Raw genomic sequence first — 20758 nt, 5'->3', positions numbered from 1 at the left:
GCGAGCCGGGCGAACGGGCCTGTGGGAACAGGAGGTTCCGCTTTGTTCCCGCCTGTGGACGGACCGTCCGGGGCCCGCACACACTCCCGTCCCGGCCCCGTCGGCCGCCCCGAGTCCGACCCCGTCGGCAGCCCCGAGCAGGCTCCGAGGAGGCCCCGAGGCTGCCCTCCTGTCGGAGCGTCGCCCCCTTCGCACAAGCCGGACAACTGGGATGATCGCAGCATGACGCGAACCGACGGATACCTCCTCGACAACGGCCGGTCCGAGGCGGCGGAGCGCTTCGACGCCTTCGCCACGCTCTTCGATCCCACGACGTTCCGGCACCTCGAGACACTCGGCGTCGGCCCCGGCTGGCGCTGCTGGGAGGTCGGGGCCGGAGGCACTTCCGTGGTGTCGTGGCTGGCCAAGCGGGTGGGACCGACCGGCAAGGTCCTCGCGACGGACATCGACACCTCACGGATCGTCCCGGCCGGCCGGCCACCGGTCGAGGTGCGCGTGCACGACGTGGGCGCGGAGGAACCGCCGGGGGAGGGCTTCGACCTGGTGCACGCGCGGCTCGTCCTCGTCCATGTCCCCGACCGGGACAGGGCGTTGCGGTCGATGATCAAGGCATTGCGCCCCGGCGGCCGCCTCCTCGTCGAGGACGCCGACCCGGCGCTCCAGCCGCTGCTCTGCCCGGACGAGCACGGACCCGAGCAGCAGCTGGCGAACAGGCTCCGGCACGGCTTCCGCCAACTGCTGTCCCAGCGTGGTGCCGACCTCTCCTACGGCCGGCGGCTGCCCCGGCTGCTCCGGGAGGCGGGGCTGCGCCGAGTGGAGGCCGACGCCTACTTCCCGGTCACCTCGGCCGCGTGCGCCGCCCTGGAATCCGCGACGGTGCGACAGATCCGCGACCAGCTGGTCGCCGCCGGGGTCGCCACCCACGACGACATCGACCGCCACCTCGCGAACGTCGCCTCCGGCGGCATGGACCTCGCGACCGCGCCGATGATCTCGGCATGGGGACGCAAGGGGTGACCCCCGGCTCCGCTACCCGTCGGCCGGTCCCCGGCGGGCCGCTCGTGGCGGTCTCCCGCCCACCCGCTCGACCGCCCGCGCACCCGCCCGGCATCCGGCGGCCGCCGCCTCCCTCGGCTCCGCGCCGGCGAGCAGCGCGGCGAGAAAGGCGCCGGTGAAGGCGTCACCCGCCCCCGTACTGTCCCGCGGCGACGCCGTGACCGCGGCGACCCGTGTGCTCACCGCGCCGGACCGGGCCACCAGAGCCCCTTGCGCCCCCTGTTTGACGATCACCAGCGGAACGTGACGGCTGAGCTTCGCGGCCGCGTCCGCCGCGTCGGGCAGGCCGGTGAGCAGACACGCCTCGTCCCGACTGGGCAGCAACACGTCCACTCCCTCGACGAGACCGAGGAAACGATCGACGCCCAGCGCGGTGAGGAACCCGGTCGACGCCGGATCCAGACTGACCGGCACCCCGCGCGCACGGGCCGCCGACAGAGCGACCGACACCAGGGTGCGGCTCGGCTCCGAGAAGAGGAGATATCCCGAGAGGTGCAGCCGGCCCACGCCGTCCAGCAGCGCGTCCGACCAGTCGCCCGGGCCGATCCGCAGCGACGCCCCGCTGTCCGTGAGGAACGTCCGCTCGGCCGAGTCGGCGGTGTCGACCAGGCAGATCACCGTCCCCGTCGGCGCCGCCGCGTCGACGACGAGGAGCGGCCGCACCCCGCACGCCGCCAGCTCCCGCTCGTGCCACGCGGACGCGTCGGTGCCCACCCGGCCCAGCAGCCGCACGTCGCCGCACCCTTCGTGCGCCGCCCAGCAGGCCACGTTGGCGCCCGCCCCGCCGGGCAGCCGCCGGACCGAGGCGACGGTGTCGGTACCGACGGCCAGCGGTCCCCGGTGCCGGGCGACGACGTCCGTGACCACGTCCCCGACGACCAGCAGCGCACCGCCCGACCCCCCGGTCACGCCCCGGTCCAGGCCGCTGCGATCCGGGCCGCCAGCCGTACGTTCCCCCGCACGGCCGCCAGGTTGGCGTTCAGGGAGGCGCCGTCGGTGAGCCGTACCAGTCGTTCGAGGAGGAACGGCGTGACCGCCTGGCCCGTGACCCCCTCCGTCTCACAGGCACGCAGCGCTTCGGCGAGCACGCGCGCGTGGAGCACGGGATCGAGCTGTTCCTCCTCGGGCACCGGGTTGGCGACCACGAGCGCGGACCGTGGCCCGTCCAGCGCGTCCTGCGCCCGCATGACCGCCGCCACCTGCTCAGGAGCATCCAGCCTCCAGTCCACCGGATGTCCCGAGTCGGACAGGTAGAAGCCGGGGAAGCGGTCCGTCCCGTACCCGGCCACCGCGACCCCCAGCGTCTCCAGGCGCTGCAGGGTCGCCGGTACGTCCAGGATGGACTTCACTCCCGCGCAGACCACCGTGATGCGGGTGCGCGCCAGCAGGCCCAGGTCGGCCGACTCGTCCTGCGTCACCGTCCACTCCCGGTGGACGCCGCCCAGCCCTCCGGTCGCGAACACCCGGACGCCCGCGAGGGCCGCCAGCAGGGCGGTCGCCGACACGGTGGTCGCCCCGCTCGCGCCGGAGGCCACCGCGAGCGGCAGGTCCCGGTGCCCCAGCTTGCGGATGCCGTCCTCGTTGGCGACTCGCTCCAGCTGCTCCTTGTCCAGGCCGACGTGCGGTCGTCCGTCGAGCACGGCGATCGTCGCCGGTATGGCGCCCTCCCGCCGCACGGCCTCCTCCAGCTCCCGCGCCACCAGCAGATTGCGCGGGCGCGGCAAGCCGTGCGCGATGATCGTGGACTCCAGCGCCACCACGGGGTGACGGGCGTCCATCGCCTCCCGTACCTCTTCCGACACCACCAGCATCACGCGCCTGCCTCCTGTCGACGGTCTCCCTCAGCTCCGGTCTCCCTCATCCCTGGCGGGCGGAGGACCGGGCCAAACCCCGCCTCGCCGCCGGAACGGATCCCTTGCGGTCCTCGGGACCGGCCAGGAGCCTGGAAGCCATGACGGACAACACGACACGTCTCGACCACGTCGTCCTCTGGGTGCGCGATCCGCTGGCCGCGGCCGCCTTCTACGAGAAGAACCTGGGCCTCGAACCGCTGCGCGTCACCGAGTACGCCGCGGGGACCGTGAGCTTCCCCTCCGTACGTCTCAACGACGAGACCATCCTCGACCTCGCACCGCACGCCATGGCGGACCGCATGCGCGTGGTGCCCGGCGCCGATGCCAGTGCCGGGCATCCCGTCAACCACATCTGCGTCTCCCTGCCCCCGCACGACTTCGACGCCCTGCGCGCCCGCCTGGAGGAGCAGTCCGTCCCGGTCTCCGACCTCTCCCACGACTCCTACGGCGCGCGCGGCATGGCCAGGCGGAGCTTCTACTTCGGCGACCCGGACGGCAACATCATCGAGGCCCGGCACTACGAATAACCACCGCGCGCGACACCGCCCGGCCGGTGCCGCCGGTCAGAACAACGGCTCGGGCAGCACGCCCTCCAGCGCGAGCAGCCGCCGCTTGGTGCCCACGCCGCCGCCGAACCCGCCGATGCCGCCGTCGCTCTCCACGACCCGGTGGCACGGCACGACGACCGGCAGCGGATTGGCCCCCATGGCCATGCCCACCGCCTGGGCGGCGCCCGGCTGTCCCACCCGGCGGGCCAGGTCGCCGTAGCCGACGACCTGGCCGAAGGGGACGCCGGACGCCAGCTCGCGCAGCACCTGCCGGTTGAAGCCCGAGATCAGCGACCAGTCCAAGGGCACGTCGAAGTCGCGCCGCTGGCCCGTGAAGTACGCCTCCACCTGGCGTATCGCCTCCGCCAGCAGCGGAGAGCCGGGCGCCTCGACGGGCTCCGTGCCCAGCCGGGCCGCGAGCCTCTCGAGCGCCCGGTCACGCGTGGCGTCGGTGGCGTGGAACACGACGTTGACCAGGCCCTCGCGGGTGGCCGCCAGCAGCAGGGGACCGATGTCGGTCCCGACGACGGTCCACACGACCTGCTGTTCGTACTGCCCGTGGCTGTCCATGCGCCCAGGGTACGGCCCGCCACTGACAACGCCGGGTCAGTCCACGGCGTTCCGCACCACGTCGGGCTTGTTGGTGATGATGCCGTCGACGTCGTACCCGGCGACCCGGCGGGCGGTGTCCGCGTCGTTCACCGTCCAGGTGAGGACCTCCAGCGGCCTGCCGTGCGGCCCGGTGAACGCGTGGACCGCGGACACGTAGCTCATGGAGAGCGAGCCGTACGACGGGTTGATCTGGTCGGCGAACTCCGCGTACGCCGGCAGCTCCGAGACGGCCGGGGTGCCGAGGAAACCGGTCTTGACGGCCGGCTTGAGGTCGTGGACCGTCCGGATGCTGTCGGCGTCGAAGCTCTGCACGACCAGCCGTCCCGCCACGTGCCGCCGGTCGAGCCAGCCCTCGTTGGCGAGGACCTTGAGGGTCTGCCGCTCGATGCCCGGGTACAGCCCGGGGCTCTTCAGCTCCAGCAGCAGCTTCTGGTGGTTTCGTTCCACACGGTCCACGTACTGCTCCAGCGTCGGCACGCGCGCGCCCGCGTACTCGGACCCGAACCAGCTGCCAGCGTCCAGCCGCGCGATCTCGGCGGACGTGAAGTCCTTCACCTTCCAGGGCGACCGGTCAGGGAAGACCTCCTCCACGTCGGTCGTGCGGGCCAGGCTCTCGTCGTGGAGGACGACGAGCTCGCCGTCCCGGGTGCGCTGGACGTCGTTCTCCACCCAGCGGATGCCCAGCTCGGCCGCCCGGTCGACGGCGGCCAGCGTGTTCTCCGGCGCGTACCCCGAAGCGCCCCGGTGGGCGACGACCGTGGGCCCGTCGTCGCCCGCCGCGTCGGTCCGGGCGTGCGAGAGGGGAGCCGTGAGGGCGACTCCAAGAAGGGCGGTGGTCGTGACGGCTACTGCGCGCACGTGCATGCGTACTCCTCGCGTCGAACGATCACGGACAGCACCACTGTGACATCAGAGAGTCAACGGGAGAGGGGTACGGAGTGGCCACAGGCTGAATGGAGTTGCTCAACTACGCTCACCGGGGCGGCACAACTGGGGCGGGACCGTGATTCTTTGCCGGAGAATCGTTCGACCATTCCGGTGGAAGTCATACTCTCTGCCTCGACCCTGATCGTTCGCGCGGTCCTGGGATGGGGGCGCACATCAGGAGAATCCGGGACATCGCCGGGGCGTAAGAAGGCGGAAGGGCAGCCGCACATGCAAAGCACGGTCCACGGATTCGGCTACGGACTCGTCACACCGCTGGCGGCCTACCTCATGGCCTGCCTCGGTGGTGCCCTCGGTCTGCGCTGCACCGCCAGAGCCATGCTGGTCACCCGTTCCTGGCGCCCCGGATGGCTCGTCCTCGGCTCGGCGGCGATCGGCTCCGGCATCTGGACCATGCACTTCGTCGCGATGATGGGCTTCACGATCGAACACACGCCGATCCGCTACGACTGGCCGATGACCTTCGCCAGCCTGGCCGTCGCCATCGTCATGGTGGGGGTCGGGATCTTCATCGTCGGCTACCGGGGCGCGCACGGGACGGCACTGTTCACCGGCGGCACCGTCACCGGCCTGGGCATCGCCTCGATGCACTACCTGGGAATGGCCGGGATGCACGTGGACGGGCAGCTCACGTACAACACGTTCACCGTCGCCGCGTCCGTCGTCATAGCCATGGCCGCCGCCACCGCCGCCCTGTGGGCGGCCGGACAGGTCCGGGGCTTCCTGTGGAGCGTGGGCGCGGCGCTGATCATGGGGCTGGCCGTCACCGGCATGCACTACACGGGGATGGCCGCCGTCGAGGTCCACGTCAGCGCCACGGCCGAACCCTCCGCCGACGGATCGCCCGCCGCACTGCTCGCCCCCATGCTGATCGGTCCCCTCGTCTTCCTCCTCCTCGCCGGTGTCGTCGTCATGCTCGACCCGCTGATGGTGACGGGGAAGCCCGCTGCCGTACCCGTCGAGCGGAAGCCGGGCGTCCCCGCCCACACGGACGGCGCGCGCACGATCCGCCGCTCGACCCACCACCCCGCGCGCCGGCCCGGTCGTCGCCTCGTGCACCGGCGCCCCCGCACCCCGCAGAACCGCTGACCGGGACCCGTTGTCAGTGCGGGGTCGTACGGTGGAACCCATGCGGCCCGTTTCCCAGATCGAACGCACGGTGGCGCCCTTCGAGGTCGTCAGCCCCTACCAGCCCAACGGCGACCAGCCGACGGCCATCGCCGACCTGGCCCGGCGCGTCCAGGCAGGCGAGAAGGACGTCGTCCTGCTCGGCGCGACCGGCACCGGCAAGTCCGCCACCACCGCGTGGATGATCGAGAAGCTCCAGCGCCCCACCCTGGTGATGGCGCCGAACAAGACTCTGGCCGCCCAGCTGGCGAACGAGTTCCGCGAGCTGCTGCCCAACAACGCCGTCGAGTACTTCGTCTCGTACTACGACTACTACCAGCCCGAGGCATACGTCCCCCAGTCGGACACCTACATCGAGAAGGACTCCTCGATCAACGAGGAGGTGGAGCGACTGCGCCACTCCGCCACCAACTCGCTGCTCACCCGCCGCGACGTCGTCGTGGTGGCCTCCGTGTCCTGCATCTACGGCCTCGGCACTCCGCAGGAGTACGTCGACCGCATGGTCCCGCTGCGGGTCGGCGAGGAGCACGACCGGGACGAGCTGCTGCGCCGCTTCGTCGACATCCAGTACACGCGCAACGACATGGCCTTCGCCCGCGGCACCTTCCGGGTGCGCGGCGACACCATCGAGATCTTCCCGGTCTACGAGGAGCTGGCCGTCCGCATCGAGATGTTCGGCGACGAGATCGAGGCCCTGTCCACGCTCCACCCGGTCACCGGCGAGATCATCAGCGACGACCAGCAGCTGTACGTGTTCCCGGCCTCTCACTACGTCGCCGGCCCCGAGCGCCTGGAGCGGGCGGTCAACGACATCGAGAAGGAGCTGGCCGAGCGCCTGACCGAGCTGGAGAAGCAGGGCAAGCTCCTGGAGGCCCAGCGGCTGCGCATGCGCACCACGTACGACATCGAGATGCTCCGCCAGATCGGCTCCTGCTCCGGCGTGGAGAACTACTCGATGCACTTCGACGGCCGCTCGCCCGGCTCCCCGCCGAACACGCTGCTGGACTACTTCCCGGACGACTTCCTGCTCGTCATCGACGAGTCGCACGTCACCGTCCCGCAGATCGGCGCCATGTACGAGGGCGACGCGTCCCGCAAGCGGACCCTGGTGGACCACGGCTTCCGGCTGCCCTCCGCGCTCGACAACCGCCCGCTGAAGTGGGAGGAGTTCCAGGAGCGCATCGGTCAGACCGTGTACCTGTCGGCCACCCCGGGCGCCTACGAGCTCTCCCGTTCGGACGGCGCCGTCGAGCAGATCATCCGCCCCACCGGCCTGGTCGACCCGGAGGTCGTCGTCAAGCCCACCGAGGGCCAGATCGACGACCTGGTGCACGAGATCCGCAAGCGGACCGAGAAGGACGAGCGCGTCCTGGTCACCACCCTCACCAAGAAGATGGCCGAGGACCTCACCGACTACTTCCTTGAGCTCGGTATCCAGGTCCGCTACCTGCACAGCGACGTCGACACGCTGCGCCGCGTCGAGCTGCTGCGCGAGCTGCGCGCCGGTGAGTACGACGTCCTGGTCGGCATCAACCTGCTGCGCGAGGGCCTCGACCTGCCCGAGGTGTCCCTGGTGGCGATCCTCGACGCCGACAAGGAGGGCTTCCTGCGCTCCGGCACCTCCCTGATCCAGACCATCGGGCGCGCGGCGCGCAACGTCTCCGGCCAGGTCCACATGTACGCGGACAAGATCACGCCGGCGATGGAGAAGGCCATCGACGAGACCAACCGCCGGCGCGAGAAGCAGGTCGCCTTCAACAAGGCGAACGGCATCGACCCGCAGCCGCTCCGCAAGAAGATCAACGACATCGTCGCGCAGATCGCCCGCGAGGACGTCGACACCGAACAGCTCCTCGGCTCGGGCTACCGCCAGTCGAAGGAGGGCAAGGGCGCCAAGGCCCCGGTGCCCGCGCTGGGCGGCCAGGCGACGAGCGGCGCCAAGGTGGCCAAGGGCAGGGCCAAGGAGACGGCGGTGACCGACCGTCCGGCGGCGGAGCTGGCCGAGCAGATCGAGGACCTCACCACCCGCATGCGGGCGGCCGCCGCCGACCTCCAGTTCGAGATCGCGGCCCGGCTGCGCGACGAAGTCTCCGAGATGAAGAAGGAACTGCGTCAGATGAGGGAGGCGGGCCTGGCCTGACGGCCCCGTCCGGCCACGCGCTGTGTTGCAAGACCGACACAAAGCGCGGACCGGGGTGGGGCACTGTCAGTGCCCCTGCGTAGGGTTCTGTCAACCGCGGGGACCGCGGCAACAGGGGACAGTTCGAGAGGGGATCAGCGCGTGACCGTCAACATGACCAAGGGTCAGGCCATCAGTCTGCAGAAGAGCGACGGCGGCAGCCTGACGTCCGTGCGCATGGGTCTCGGCTGGCAGGCGGCTCCCCGGCGCGGCCTGTTCGGTTCGCGCACCCGGGAGATCGACCTGGACGCCTCCGCGGTCCTCTTCGCGGACAAGCAGCCGGTCGATGTCGTCTTCTTCCGCCACCTGGTGAGCGACGACGGCTCGGTGCGCCACACCGGTGACAACCTGGTCGGCGGTGTCGGCCAGGGCGGCGACGACGAGGCGATCCTCGTCGACCTGCAGCGCGTCCCGGTGCACATCGACCAGATCGTCTTCACGGTGAACTCCTTCACCGGACAGACCTTCCAGGAGGTGCAGAACGCCTTCTGCCGCCTGGTCGACGAGACCAACGGCCAGGAACTGGCCCGCTACACGCTGGCCGGCGGCGGAGCCTTCACGGCCCAGATCATGGCCAAGGTGCACCGCGCGGGCCAGGGCTGGTCGATGACCGCCATCGGCACCCCGGCCAACGGCCGCACCTTCCAGGACCTGATGCCGGCGATCCTGCCGGTCCTGTAGCAGCCGGTCCGCGGCAGTCCGGCCGCAGCCGTCCGACACGAACCGGCCGCAGCCGTCCGACACGAACCGGCCGGTCCCGTTCGCGGGACCGGCCAGGCCCGCACGTCGTCTCGCGGGTCACACACGAACGACACAGGGGGAAAGGCGATGACGGCCGAGCTGACGCGGGGACAGAACCACCCGCTTCCCCGGGCTCGTCTCGAGATCCGGGTCTCGGCCGGTACGCCGGTCGTGGCCGGGGCCACGCTCGGTGACGAGAACGGCACCATCCACGGCGACGAACGGGTGGCCCACCCGGGCGCGCCCACCCTGCCGGGCCTGGAGGTCTCCCGGCAGGCCGCTGCCGACCACCGCCTCGCGGTGGACCTGGACGCCGTGTCCGACGAGGTGCACCGGGTCAGCGTGCTGCTCGCCCTGCCCGTCGGCGGGAGGGGCCCGGCCCGGTTCGGGGCCGTCGCCGCCCCCTTCGTCGCCGTCACCGGACTCGACGGCGACGAGGTCGCCAGCTACACCATCACCGGCCTGGAGGCCGAGTCCGCCGTCGTCGCCCTGGAGCTCTACCGGCGCCAGGGTGCCTGGAAGGTCCGCGCCGTCGGTCAGGGGTACGCGGGCGGCCTCGCCGAGCTCCTCGCCGACCAGAAGCTGCCCCAGGCCCACCAACTCGCGGCGAGCATCCACGAGGCGGTGGCGAGTGGGCTGGCCCGTTCGATACCGGCCCCGCCGGCTGCCGCCCCGGCGCACCGCCCGGACCACGGCACCGCACCCCAGGCCGGGCCCGGCGCTCCCGTACCGCCGGCCTCGCCGTACGACCCCCAGGGGGCGTCCGCTCCCGGCCCGCAGACGCCCGGGGCGCCGGGACGACACGGGGCGCCGCAGCCGTACCCGGGCGGGCCGGGTGAGCCCGCCGCCACCGGCCAGCCGTCCGCGTCCGCCTCCGCCGGAGGCGGCCCGATCGACTACAGCCATCCCCGCCGGCAGACCACGGCACCGCCCTCGCCCCCGCCGGCCGCGCCCCCGGCCGAACCGGGGCAGCCCGCCCGGCCCGTCGCCGGCGATGCCACCGGCTGGTCCATGGAGGAGCGCCTCTACAACCAGGTGTGGGGCATGTTCGAGGACCTGGCCCGCACCACGGCCGCCTACCGCAGCGCCGTCGACTTCGCCGACTCCCGCATGGAGAAGGAACTCGACCAGGCCCTGTCCGATCCCCGCAGCCGGATCGGCGGGCAGGGTGACGCCGCTCGCGAAGCGGCCCGCGAGCGGCACGGCCGGCTGGTGTCCCAGGCCCGGGAGGTCCTGGACCGGGACGTCGCCCAGCTCGTCGCCGAGGCAGAGGTCGTCGACCCCGCGCTGCCGACGGCCTTCGCCCGCTGGGACAACCCCGTCTGGCACGCCTACCGGGTCCCCATGGAGATCCCGATGGCCCTGCGGCTGGGCGATCTCCATCTGCCGGAGGCCGACCGCATCCGCATCCCGATGCTGATCCGGCTGCCGCTCGAGCGTGGCCTGTGGATCGACAGCGGGCGTTCCGCCTCGCTCGACGGTTCGTTCGCCGACTCCCACGAGATGCGGCGCCTGGGTTTGGAGACGGCCGTCGCGCACGCGGCCCGGCTGCTCGCCATCTACCCGGCGGGCGAGTTCACGGTGCACGTCATCGACCCGGCCGGATCCGGGGCGCAGGCACTGGCGCCGCTGGTGCAGAGCGGGGTGCTCGCCGCGCCGCCCGCCCAGGGGGCCGCGGGGACGGCCGACGTACTGGCCCGTCTCACCCAGCGCGTCGACCTGGTCCAGATGGCCTTGCGCGGAGGTGCTCCGGACGCGCTCCCGCCCGGCCTCGACACCTCGCAGCAGCTGCTGATCGTCAACGACTTCCCGCACGGCTTCGACGACCGGGCCGTCAACCAGCTGCGCTACCTCGCCGACGAGGGGCCGGCCGTCGGCGTCCACCTGATGATGGTCGCCGACCGCGAGGAGTCCGCCGGGTTCGGACCGCTGCTGGATCCGCTGTGGCGCTCGCTGCTCCGGCTGACGCCGGTGGCCGACGACCACCTCGCCGACCCGTGGGTCGGGCATGCCTGGACGTACGAGCCGTCGCTCGTGCCGCCCGGCAGCCAGGTGCTCCAGCAGGTGCTCTCCCAGGTAGCCGCCGCCCGCCGGTCATGGGGGCGATGACCACTCCCGAGCTGGGCTTTTGAGCTTTATTTGCAAATCTCTTTACCTTTCCTTGGTGATTGGGGTACTGTCGTCCGTACGGAGGGGAGTACTCCCTGTCTGTGCGGCGTACCCGTCAATACGGATCAGGCCAGATCCCGGGGCGTCGGCCCGTGGTTCAGAACGCATCGCGCGTCCCGGACCCGCGGGTGGAAGAGACCTCCGGCAGCGACGACGCTGACATCTGCCGTGTGACGTACTGCCGGAGGCGTAGTGGAAGTTTCGGTGACCCTGTGGGTCCTGACCATCGTGGGCCTTGCCGCCCTCATCGCGGTCGATTTCTTCATCGGCCGCAAGCCGCACGACGTATCGATCAAGGAAGCCGGTATCTGGACCGGCGTCTGGATCGCCCTGGCGGGCCTCTTCGGGCTCGGCCTGCTCTTCTTCGGCGGCGGTGAACCCGCCGGCGAGTTCTTCGCGGGCTTCATCACCGAGAAGTCGCTGAGCGTGGACAACCTCTTCGTCTTCGTCCTGATCATGGCGAAGTTCGCGGTGCCCTCGCAGTACCAGCAGCGGGTTCTGCTCATCGGTGTCCTCATAGCCCTGGTCCTCAGGGCCGTCTTCATCGCCGCGGGTGCCGCGATCCTCGCCAGCTTCGCCTGGGTCTTCTACATCTTCGGTGCCTTCCTCATCTACACCGCCTGGAAGCTCATCCAGGAGGCCCGGGCCGACGAGGACGACGAGGAGTTCGAGGAGAACAAGCTCCTCAAGGCCGCCGAGCGACGCTTCGGCGTCGCCGACCGGTACCACGGCACCAAGCTGTGGATCGAGGAGAACGGCAAGCGGATCATGACCCCGATGCTGGTCGTGATGCTCGCCATCGGCACCACCGACGTGCTCTTCGCCCTCGACTCCATCCCGGCGATCTTCGGTCTGACGCAGGACCCGTACATCGTGTTCACGGCCAACGCGTTCGCCCTGATGGGTCTGCGTCAGCTGTACTTCCTCATCGGCGGTCTGCTGAAGAAGCTGGTCCACCTCTCGTACGGCCTGTCCGTCATCCTGGGCTTCATCGGCGTCAAGCTGGTGCTGCACGCCCTGCACGAATCCGGCGTCCACGTCCCCGAGATCAGCATTCCGGTCTCGCTCGGCGTGATCTGCTCCGTCCTGATCGTCACCACGATCACCAGCCTCCGCGCCTCGAAGAAGCAGGCGCAGGCGGAGGCGGCGGCCGCCGGGAGCGGCGAGACGTCGAAGGACAGCGTCGAGGCCTGATCCACCCGGGCCAGGAGCGGCGATCGGCGAAAGCCGGTCGCCGCTCCCCGCGTGCTCGGGGGGCGTGTTGGGCCCGCGTGCTCGGTGGGCGGTGCCGGGAGATCCGGAATGCGACGCCCCTCGCCCTCTGCGACGATCACCGCATGGTCACCGGTCCCAGGGCGTTCCTCGCACAGTGGACGACCGTCACGCCCGTGATCGCTGTCGTACTGCTGGCCCTCACCTGGGGCCGCTCGCTGCCCGGCGCGGTCGTCGCGCTGCTCACGATCGTCCTGGCGGCCTCCGTCCTGGCCGCGGTGCACCATGCGGAGGTGGTCGCCCACCGGGTCGGCGAGCCCTTCGGCTCCCTGGTCCTGGCCATCGCGGTGACCGTCATCGAGGTCGCGCTCATCGTGACCCTGATGGCGGACGGCGGCGACAAGAGCGCGACCCTGGCCCGGGACACCGTCTTCGCGGCCGTCATGATCACCTGCAACGGCGTCGTCGGCCTCAGCCTCCTGGTCGCCTCCCTGCGCCACGGGATCGCGGTGTTCAACCCGGAGGGCACCGGCGCCGCCCTGGCGACGGTGGCGACCCTGGCCACCCTCAGCCTGGTGCTGCCCACCTTCACCACCAGCGCACCCGGCCCGGAGTTCTCCACCGTGCAGCTGACCTTCGCCGCGCTGTCCTCGCTCGTCCTCTACGGCCTGTTCATCGCGACCCTGACCGTGCGGCACCGCGACTACTTCCTGCCCATCACCCGGCAGGGCGAAGTGATCACGAGCGAGGAACACGCCCACGCACCGTCCTTGCGCACGGCTCTGATCAGCCTGGGGATGCTGGGCCTGGCACTGGTCGGAGTCGTCGGCCTCGCCAAGGGCGTATCGCCGACCATCGAGGACGGGGTGGCGGCCGCCGGACTCCACCACGCCGTCGTCGGCGTCATCATCGCGCTGCTGGTCCTGCTCCCCGAGACCATCGCCGCGGTGCGTTCCGCGCGCCGCGACCGGGTGCAGACCAGCCTGAACCTGGCGCTCGGCTCGGCCATGGCCAGCATCGGCCTGACCATTCCCGCGGTCGCCCTGGCCTCCGTGTGGCTCAGCGGACCGCTGGTGCTCGGCCTCAGCGCCATCCACATGGTGCTGCTCGCCCTGACCGTGGTGGTGGCGTCCCTGACGGTCGTGCCGGGGCGGGCCACGCCCTTGCAAGGGGGCGTCCACCTGGTGCTGTTCGCCGCGTACCTGGAACTGGCCGTCAACCCGTAGGCCCGGGGCCGTGGCGTCGGCGCACCGTGATAGACCGGGGGCCGAGCAGCGGTCGCGCAGGGACCGCCGCACCCTCACGGACCGGAGGAACCGTGCCCCGCAGCCTGGCCAACGCCCCGATCATGATCCTCAACGGCCCCAACCTGAACCTGCTCGGCCAGCGCCAGCCGGAGATCTACGGCTCCGACACCCTCGCCGACGTCGAGGCGCTGTGCGTGAAGGCGGCGGCCGCGCACGGCGGAACGGTGGACTTCAGGCAGTCCAACCATGAGGGCGAACTGGTCGACTGGATCCACGAGGCCCGGCTGAACCACTGCGGCATCGTGATCAACCCCGCCGCCTACTCGCACACGTCCGTCGCCATCCTGGACGCGCTCAACACGTGCGACGGGCTGCCGGTGGTGGAGGTCCACATCTCCAACATCCACCAGCGTGAGCCGTTCCGGCACCACTCCTACGTCTCGCAGCGCGCAGACGGAGTCGTCGCGGGGTGCGGCGTACAGGGCTACGTCTTCGGTGTGGAGCGAATCGCGGCCCTGGCCGGGGCGGGTTCGGCCAGGACCTGAGGCGCCGGGGCCGCCGGCCGGGGGCGGGGATCGGGGGGCCGGCGGCCCGTGCCGCGCAGGAGCCGTCGTTCCTGTGCGGGGCTGCCACCAGTCGACCGCGCCGTGCCGTCGCCCGGGGAGCGCGCGCGGACCGCGGGTGTGTGCGAACGCTTCACACGGGGCGCGTTCGGAGACGCGAGAGCGCGGGCCCGTACCCGGCGCGCCCGCCCGTCACCAGCCGCGCGCCCGCCATTCCGGCAGGTGCGGCCGCTCCGCGCCGAGCGTCGTGTCGTTGCCGTGGCCGGGGTAGACCCACGTCTCGTCCGGGAGGGTGTCGAAGACCTTGGTCTCCACGTCGTCGATGAGGCTCGCGAAGGCGTCCGGGTCCTTGAAGGTGTTCCCCACACCGCCCGGGAACAGGCAGTCCCCGGTGAACACGTGCGGATGCCCGTGCGGGTCGTCGTAGACCAGGACGACGGAGCCCGGTGTGTGGCCGACGATGTGGCGTGCGGTGAGCTCCACCTGGCCCACCCGGATCGTGTCGCCGTCGTCGACCAGGACGTCGGTCGGCACCGGAATGCCCTCGGCGTCGTGCCGGCCGGCGTGGGTGCGGGCGCCGGTGGCCGCGACTACCTCGGCGAGCGCCTGCCAGTGGTCGCCGTGCCGGTGCGTGGTGACGACGGACGCGATGCCGTCGTCACCGATCGTGCCGAGCAGGGTGTGTGCGTCGTTGGCGGCGTCGATCAGCAGTTGCTCGTCGGTGGCCCGGCAGCGCAGCAGATAGGCGTTGTTGTCCATCGGGCCGACCGCGACCTTGGTGATCATCAGGTCCTTGAGCTCGTGCACGTCGGCGGGTCCGCCGACCGTCACCTCTCCGCTGTACGTCATGACCGCCAGCCTAGCGCCGGGAGGTGGCCGGCAGGCTGCCTCCCGGCTGCCCACCGGGGCGGACCTACAGTGGAGGCAGCGTCGGCAGCCCGCCGCCCTCCACCGTGAGCGCGGAGCCCGCACGGCGACCGGCGAGCCAGCCGAGGAGATCGGCCGGGGGACCGGTGACGGTCACCTCGACGGCGTCCGCCTCCCGCCCCGTGCGCCACGCGCGCGTGCCGTCCGTGAGCCGGGTCGGCGACACCTCGGGGTGACCAGCGAACCGGGCCGCGAGGAAGTCGGTCTCCCGCTCGGTGAACTCCGCCGGAAGGTCCTCCAGCTCGTAGCCGATGCCCAGGTCCACGTGGTGCAGCTCGACCTCGGCCCACCGCCGGAACGGCACCCTGGAGGCCGAGTCCGTGACCCCGTTGCGCAGCTCCACCGTGCGCGACCAGTCCGCGGGTGCGGCACCGGCGTCCTGGAACCGGGCGGCGCTCTCGCGCACGTCCGCGAGCTGGGCGTCGAGCGGGCGCGGGGCGTCCCGCTCGATGTCGGCGTCCCGGACCTCGCCCGAGACGTACATGGGACGTCCTTCGAGGACGTTCACGAGGGCGTCGGCGTTGCGGGCGAGGTGGGCGAGGACGTGACCGCGACTCCAGCCGGGAAGCCGTGACGACTCCGTCACGGACGCGTTGTCCAGTTTCCCGACCGCGGTGAGCAGCCGATCGGTCGCGTCACGTACAGACGCCAGGTCATGAGCGTGATCCATCATGCTGCTGACCCTAGACCGCGCCACACCTTCGGGTGAAGGTTGTGGACGACCTCCGCAATTCGAATGCACGTGCTATAAGGTCGACTGCGGCGTCGGGCATGCTGGGAAGTCGGGGTTTGTTGACAACCGGTGAATCCGACCGGCGTTGTCAGTGGCTCCCCCTAGTCTGAGAAAGACGGGGGCCCCGCCCCTGTCACTTCTCTCAAGAAAGGTGCGGACCGGCGTGGCCGACCGTCTCATCGTCCGTGGCGCGCGCGAGCACAACCTGAAGAACGTCTCGCTCGACCTGCCTCGTGACTCGCTCATCGTCTTCACGGGCCTGTCCGGGTCGGGCAAGTCCTCCCTGGCCTTCGACACCATCTTCGCCGAGGGCCAGCGGCGCTACGTGGAGTCCCTCTCCTCCTACGCCCGGCAGTTCCTCGGCCAGATGGACAAGCCGGACGTCGACTTCATCGAGGGCCTCTCCCCGGCGGTCTCCATCGACCAGAAGTCGACCTCGCGCAACCCGCGCTCCACGGTCGGCACCATCACCGAGGTCTACGACTACCTGCGCCTGCTCTTCGCCCGCATCGGCAAGCCGCACTGTCCCGAGTGCGGCCGGCCGATCTCGCGCCAGTCGCCGCAGGCCATCGTGGACAAGGTCCTGGAGCTTCCGGAGGGCAGCCGCTTCCAGGTGCTGTCGCCGCTGGTGCGCGAGCGCAAGGGCGAGTTCGTCGACCTCTTCGCCGACCTCCAGACCAAGGGCTACTCCCGCGCGCGGGTGGACGGCGAGACCGTCCAGCTGTCCAACCCGCCCACGCTGAAGAAGCAGGAGAAGCACACCATCGAGGTGGTCGTCGACCGCCTCACCGTGAAGGACTCCGCCAAGCGGCGCCTGACCGACTCCGTGGAGACCGCGCTCGGCCTGTCCGGCGGCATGGTCGTGCTCGACTTCGTCGATCTCCCCGAGGACGACCCCGAGCGCGAGCGGATGTACTCGGAGCACCTGTACTGCCCCTACGACGACCTGTCCTTCGAGGAGCTGGAGCCCCGCTCCTTCTCCTTCAACTCGCCCTTCGGCGCCTGCCCCGACTGCTCCGGCATCGGCACGCGCATGGAGGTCGACCCGGAGCTGATCGTCCCCGACGAGGACAAGTCCCTCGACGAGGGAGCCATCCACCCCTGGTCGCACGGGCACACCAAGGACTACTTCGGCCGCCTGATCGGCGCCCTCGCCGACGCCCTCGGCTTCCGTACGGACATCCCCTTCGCGGGCCTGCCGCTGCGCGCCCGCAAGGCCCTGCTGTACGGCCACAAGACCCAGGTCGAGGTCCGCTACCGCAACCGGTACGGCCGCGAGCGCCGGTACACCACGGCCTTCGAGGGCGCGATCCCCTTCGTCAAGCGCCGGCACAGCGAGGCGGAGAGCGACGCCAGCCGCGAGCGCTTCGAGGGCTACATGCGCGAGGTGCCCTGCCCCACCTGTGAGGGCACGCGCCTGAAGCCCCTCGTCCTCGCGGTCACCGTCATGGGCAAGTCGATCGCCGAGGTCTCGGCGATGTCCATCAGCGACTGCGCGGACTTCCTGGGCGAGCTGACGCTCAACGCCCGCGACAAGAAGATCGCCGAGCGCGTGCTGAAGGAGGTCAACGAGCGACTGCGCTTCCTGGTCGACGTCGGCCTGGACTACCTCTCGCTGAACCGCGCGGCGGGCACCCTCTCCGGCGGCGAGGCCCAGCGAATCCGGCTGGCCACCCAGATCGGCTCCGGACTCGTCGGCGTGCTGTACGTCCTCGACGAGCCGTCCATCGGCCTGCACCAGCGCGACAACCACCGGCTGATCGAGACCCTCGTCCGGCTCCGGGACATGGGCAACACGCTCATCGTCGTCGAGCACGACGAGGACACCATCAAGGTCGCCGACTGGATCGTCGACATCGGCCCCGGCGCGGGCGAGCACGGCGGCAAGGTGGTGCACAGCGGCTCCGTCAAGGAGCTGCTCGACAACGCCGAGTCGCAGACCGGCCTGTACCTGTCCGGGCGCAAGGCCATCCCGCTGCCCGACATCAGGCGCCCGCAGGACCCCTCCCGGCGGCTGACCGTGCACGGCGCGCGGGAGAACAACCTCCAGGACATCGACGTGTCCTTCCCGCTGGGTGTGTTCACGGCCGTCACCGGCGTCTCGGGCTCCGGCAAGTCGACGCTGGTCAACGACATCCTGTACACCCACCTGGCCCGCGAACTGAACGGCGCGCGCAACGTCCCGGGCAGGCACACGCGCGTGGACGGCGACGACCTCGTCGACAAGGTCGTCCACGTCGACCAGTCGCCCATCGGCCGCACCCCGCGGTCGAACCCGGCGACGTACACCGGCGTCTTCGACCACATCCGCAAGCTGTTCGCGGAGACGACGGAGGCGAAGGTCCGGGGCTACCTGCCCGGCCGCTTCTCCTTCAACGTCAAGGGCGGCCGCTGCGAGAACTGCGCGGGCGACGGCACGATCAAGATCGAGATGAACTTCCTCCCGGACGTCTACGTCCCGTGCGAGGTCTGCCACGGCGCCCGGTACAACCGGGAGACCCTGGAGGTCCACTACAAGGGCAAGTCCATCGCCGACGTCCTGAACATGCCGATCGAGGAGGCGACCGACTTCTTCGAGGCGGTGCCCGCCATCTCCCGGCACATGAAGACCCTGAAGGACGTCGGCCTCGGCTACGTCCGGCTCGGTCAGTCCGCGACCACCCTGTCGGGCGGTGAGGCCCAGCGCGTCAAGCTCGCCAGCGAGCTGCAGCGCCGCTCCACCGGGCGCACGGTCTACGTCCTGGACGAGCCGACCACCGGTCTGCACTTCGAGGACATCAGCAAGCTGCTGACCGTCCTGGGCGGCCTGGTCGACAAGGGCAACACGGTCATCGTCATCGAGCACAACCTCGACGTGATCAAGACCGCCGACTGGGTCGTCGACATGGGCCCCGAGGGTGGCGCCGGAGGTGGCCTGGTGGTCGCCGAGGGCACCCCCGAGCAGGTCGCGGGCGTTCCGGCCAGCCACACCGGCAAGTTCCTGCGGGACGTGCTGGGCGCCGACCGGGTCAGCGACGCGCCCTCGGTGACCAGGCCGCGCAAGGCGGCGAAGACGGTGGCGGCCAAGGCCACCGCCAAGAAGACCGCCACGAAGACGGTCACCGGTACGGCCGCCAAGAAGGCAACGGCCAAGAAGGCGACCGCCACCAAGGCGACCGCCACCAAGACGGCCAAGACGGCGGCCAAGAAGGCCGCCAAGCCCGCCGCGAAGAAGACCACGCGGACGAGCAAGGCCTGAGTCCGGACGGCGCCGGGCCCCACGGATCATCCATGGGGCCCGGCGCCGTGCGTACGGTCCGGCACTCAGGCGCCGGCCGGCTCCACGAACTGCATGTCGAGCTGGATCTTCACGACCTCACCCAGCAGCCCCGGAGCGAAGTCCAGGCCGTACTCGCTGCGCCGGATCTCGCCCGTCGCCTCGAACCCGGCGTGCCGGCCGCCGCCCTCCATCGGGACGTCCACCAGCCCGCCGAACTCCACGGCCAGCGTCACCGGACGGGTCACGTCGCCGATCGTCAGCTCACCCTCCATGGTCCAGTCCTCGCCCGCCCCCGAGACCCGGGTCGAGCGGAAGGACATCGTCGGCCGCTTCGCCACGTCGAGCAGGTCGGAGGCCCGGACATGCGCGTCCCGGTCGGCGTTCCCGGTGTCGATGGAGGCCAGGTCGATCGTCGAGGTCACCCGGACCTCCTCGGCCGTGCGGCCGACGTGCAGCTCGGTGTCGAACCCGGTGAAACGGCCCCGGACCTTCGCGATCCCGAGGTGGCGGATGGTGAAGTTCACCGAGGAGTGGAACGGGTCGAGGGCCCACGCACCGGGAGCGATGGGCAGGGGAGCGGCGGGAGTGCGGGTGTCGTTCGTCATGCCGTCCACCGTGCGGGCCGAGCACCCCGCCGAGGGAGACCGGCCCGAGCGTGGTAGTCGCAGGGCCACCCTTTCGCGCGTGCGCGTTGGTACGTTCGAAGACGTGAGCGACAACGAGTTGGGCACGTTCCTGCGCCGGATGCGGGAGTCCGTCACCCCGGCCGAGGTGGGGCTCCCGGCCGGCACCCGCCGCCGTACCCCGGGCCTGCGCCGCGCCGAACTGGCCACCCTCGCCGGCGTCAGCGTCGAGTACCTCACCCGGCTGGAACAGGGGCGCGACCGCAACCCGTCCGTCCAGGTGCTCGGCGCCCTCGCGGACGCGCTGGGGCTGTCCCTCCGGGAGCGGATGATGCTGCGCCGCCTGACCAAGGAGGCCGACGGCGGCGACCCGCTGCTGTGCGCCGCGGCCCCGGCGCGCGGCAGCGGCGTGCGCCCCACCGTGCGGGCCGTCCTGGACCGGATGGAACCCGCCCCCGCCGTGGTGCTCGACTGGGTCGGTGACGTCCTCGCCCACACCGGCGGCTACGCCCGGCTGACCGGGCCCATCGGACTGCTGGACGGCGAGCGGCCCAACCTGCTGCGGTACCTGTTCACCGACGCGCGTGCCCGGGTCGCCTACCCCGACTGGGACCGGGTGGCCGACGACCTGGTGGCCCAGCTCCGGCAAGAGGCTCCGCTGCGGGACCCGTACGTGAACGACCTGGCCGACGAGCTGACGCTGACCGCGGGGGCGGCCTTCACCGACCGGTTCTCCGACCTCGGCGCGGCGGCCCGGCGGGTCGGCACCCAGCTCATGGAGCATCCCGAGGCCGGACCGCTGCGGCTGCTGCACGAGACGCTGACGGTGCCGGAGGAGGGCCAGCGGATCGTCGTGCACCTGCCCGCGGACGACGCCACGGCCGCCGCCCTGGACCGCCTGAACGGCCGCCGTCCCGGTGCCCTGCGGGCCGTACGCCGGGCGGTCTGAGCACGGCCCACCGG

18 protein-coding genes are annotated in these 20758 nt (G+C 71.3%); 11 read left to right on the top strand and 7 right to left on the bottom strand.

The window, feature by feature from the left end:
- The first annotated feature begins 222 nt into the window (after positions 1-222).
- The gene (locus tag IE258_RS29935; RefSeq protein WP_189748745.1) at positions 223-1017 is read left to right on the top strand and encodes a methyltransferase domain-containing protein; all 795 of its coding nucleotides are present in this window, start codon (positions 223-225) and stop codon (positions 1015-1017) included.
- A 12-nt stretch (positions 1018-1029) separates the two neighbouring features.
- On the opposite strand, the gene IE258_RS29930 is transcribed toward IE258_RS29935, so the two are convergent.
- Positions 1030-1965 (bottom strand): carbohydrate kinase family protein, encoded by a 936-nt coding sequence (locus IE258_RS29930; RefSeq protein ID WP_189748742.1) that lies wholly within the window; start codon positions 1963-1965, stop codon positions 1030-1032.
- A complete protein-coding gene (locus tag IE258_RS29925; RefSeq protein WP_189749007.1) occupies positions 1962-2867 on the bottom strand; it encodes a pseudouridine-5'-phosphate glycosidase in 906 nt (301 codons plus the stop codon). Before IE258_RS29925 ends, IE258_RS29930 begins: the two co-directional genes overlap by 4 nt.
- A 140-nt stretch (positions 2868-3007) precedes the next feature.
- Between IE258_RS29925 and IE258_RS29920 the strand changes: the two genes are divergently transcribed.
- Positions 3008-3436, top strand: coding sequence for a VOC family protein (locus IE258_RS29920; RefSeq protein WP_159326577.1), 429 nt, complete (start codon positions 3008-3010; stop codon positions 3434-3436).
- A 36-nt stretch (positions 3437-3472) separates the two neighbouring features.
- Here IE258_RS29920 and IE258_RS29915 read toward each other — a convergent pair whose 3' ends face one another.
- Together IE258_RS29915 and IE258_RS29910 are read right to left on the bottom strand one after the other, a co-directional pair.
- Positions 3473-4027, bottom strand: a complete 555-nt coding sequence (locus IE258_RS29915) for a methylated-DNA--[protein]-cysteine S-methyltransferase (RefSeq protein ID WP_189748739.1) — start codon at positions 4025-4027, stop codon at positions 3473-3475.
- A gap of 36 nt (positions 4028-4063) precedes the next feature.
- Positions 4064-4933, bottom strand: coding sequence for a glycerophosphodiester phosphodiesterase (locus IE258_RS29910; RefSeq protein ID WP_189748736.1), 870 nt, complete (start codon positions 4931-4933; stop codon positions 4064-4066).
- Between the two features lie 291 nt (positions 4934-5224).
- Here IE258_RS29910 and IE258_RS29905 point away from each other — a divergent pair, with 291 nt between their 5' ends.
- The 7 genes from IE258_RS29905 to aroQ all read left to right on the top strand — a co-directional run bounded on the left by IE258_RS29905 (position 5225) and on the right by aroQ (position 14235).
- Positions 5225-6103, top strand: a complete 879-nt coding sequence (locus IE258_RS29905) for an MHYT domain-containing protein (RefSeq protein ID WP_189748733.1) — start codon at positions 5225-5227, stop codon at positions 6101-6103.
- A gap of 40 nt (positions 6104-6143) precedes the next feature.
- On the top strand, positions 6144-8282 hold the full coding sequence (gene uvrB, locus IE258_RS29900; protein WP_189748730.1) for an excinuclease ABC subunit UvrB: 2139 nt from the start codon (positions 6144-6146) through the stop codon (positions 8280-8282).
- A 141-nt stretch (positions 8283-8423) separates the two neighbouring features.
- The gene (locus tag IE258_RS29895) at positions 8424-9002 is read left to right on the top strand and encodes a TerD family protein (RefSeq protein WP_003976854.1); all 579 of its coding nucleotides are present in this window, start codon (positions 8424-8426) and stop codon (positions 9000-9002) included.
- 147 nt (positions 9003-9149) lie between these two features.
- Entirely contained in the window at positions 9150-11171 is a 2022-nt protein-coding gene (locus tag IE258_RS29890; RefSeq protein ID WP_189748727.1) for a TerD family protein, read from the top strand.
- Between the two features lie 252 nt (positions 11172-11423).
- A complete protein-coding gene (locus tag IE258_RS29885; RefSeq protein WP_159326571.1) occupies positions 11424-12425 on the top strand; it encodes a TerC family protein in 1002 nt (333 codons plus the stop codon).
- A 143-nt stretch (positions 12426-12568) separates the two neighbouring features.
- Entirely contained in the window at positions 12569-13669 is a 1101-nt protein-coding gene (locus tag IE258_RS29880) for a calcium:cation antiporter (RefSeq protein WP_189748725.1), read from the top strand.
- 92 nt (positions 13670-13761) lie between these two features.
- Entirely contained in the window at positions 13762-14235 is a 474-nt protein-coding gene (aroQ, locus tag IE258_RS29875; protein ID WP_087809957.1) for a type II 3-dehydroquinate dehydratase, read from the top strand.
- Positions 14236-14445: 210 nt separating this feature from the next.
- Here the strand turns inward: aroQ and IE258_RS29870 are convergent, their stop codons facing one another.
- Both IE258_RS29870 and IE258_RS29865 read right to left on the bottom strand, forming a co-directional pair.
- Complete coding sequence (locus IE258_RS29870) at positions 14446-15102, bottom strand: MBL fold metallo-hydrolase (protein ID WP_189748722.1); 657 nt, start codon at positions 15100-15102, stop codon at positions 14446-14448.
- A gap of 64 nt (positions 15103-15166) precedes the next feature.
- Entirely contained in the window at positions 15167-15853 is a 687-nt protein-coding gene (locus IE258_RS29865) for a maleylpyruvate isomerase family mycothiol-dependent enzyme (protein WP_189748719.1), read from the bottom strand.
- Positions 15854-16076: 223 nt separating this feature from the next.
- Here IE258_RS29865 and uvrA point away from each other — a divergent pair, with 223 nt between their 5' ends.
- The gene (gene uvrA / locus IE258_RS29860) at positions 16077-19151 is read left to right on the top strand and encodes an excinuclease ABC subunit UvrA (protein WP_189748716.1); all 3075 of its coding nucleotides are present in this window, start codon (positions 16077-16079) and stop codon (positions 19149-19151) included.
- Between the two features lie 65 nt (positions 19152-19216).
- Here the strand turns inward: uvrA and IE258_RS29855 are convergent, their stop codons facing one another.
- On the bottom strand, positions 19217-19777 hold the full coding sequence (locus IE258_RS29855) for a YceI family protein (RefSeq protein ID WP_189748713.1): 561 nt from the start codon (positions 19775-19777) through the stop codon (positions 19217-19219).
- A 103-nt stretch (positions 19778-19880) separates the two neighbouring features.
- Between IE258_RS29855 and IE258_RS29850 the strand changes: the two genes are divergently transcribed.
- Positions 19881-20744 carry a helix-turn-helix domain-containing protein gene (locus IE258_RS29850; RefSeq protein ID WP_189748710.1) on the top strand — a complete coding sequence of 288 codons (864 nt, stop codon included), beginning with the start codon at positions 19881-19883 and terminating at the stop codon, positions 20742-20744.
- Positions 20745-20758 lie beyond the last annotated feature (14 nt).

This window comes from Streptomyces tendae, assembly GCF_014650435.1.
GTDB lineage: Bacteria > Actinomycetota > Actinomycetes > Streptomycetales > Streptomycetaceae > Streptomyces > Streptomyces tendae.
Note: the sequence above shows the minus strand (reverse complement) of the source record. Positions and strands in the feature narration are given on the sequence as shown.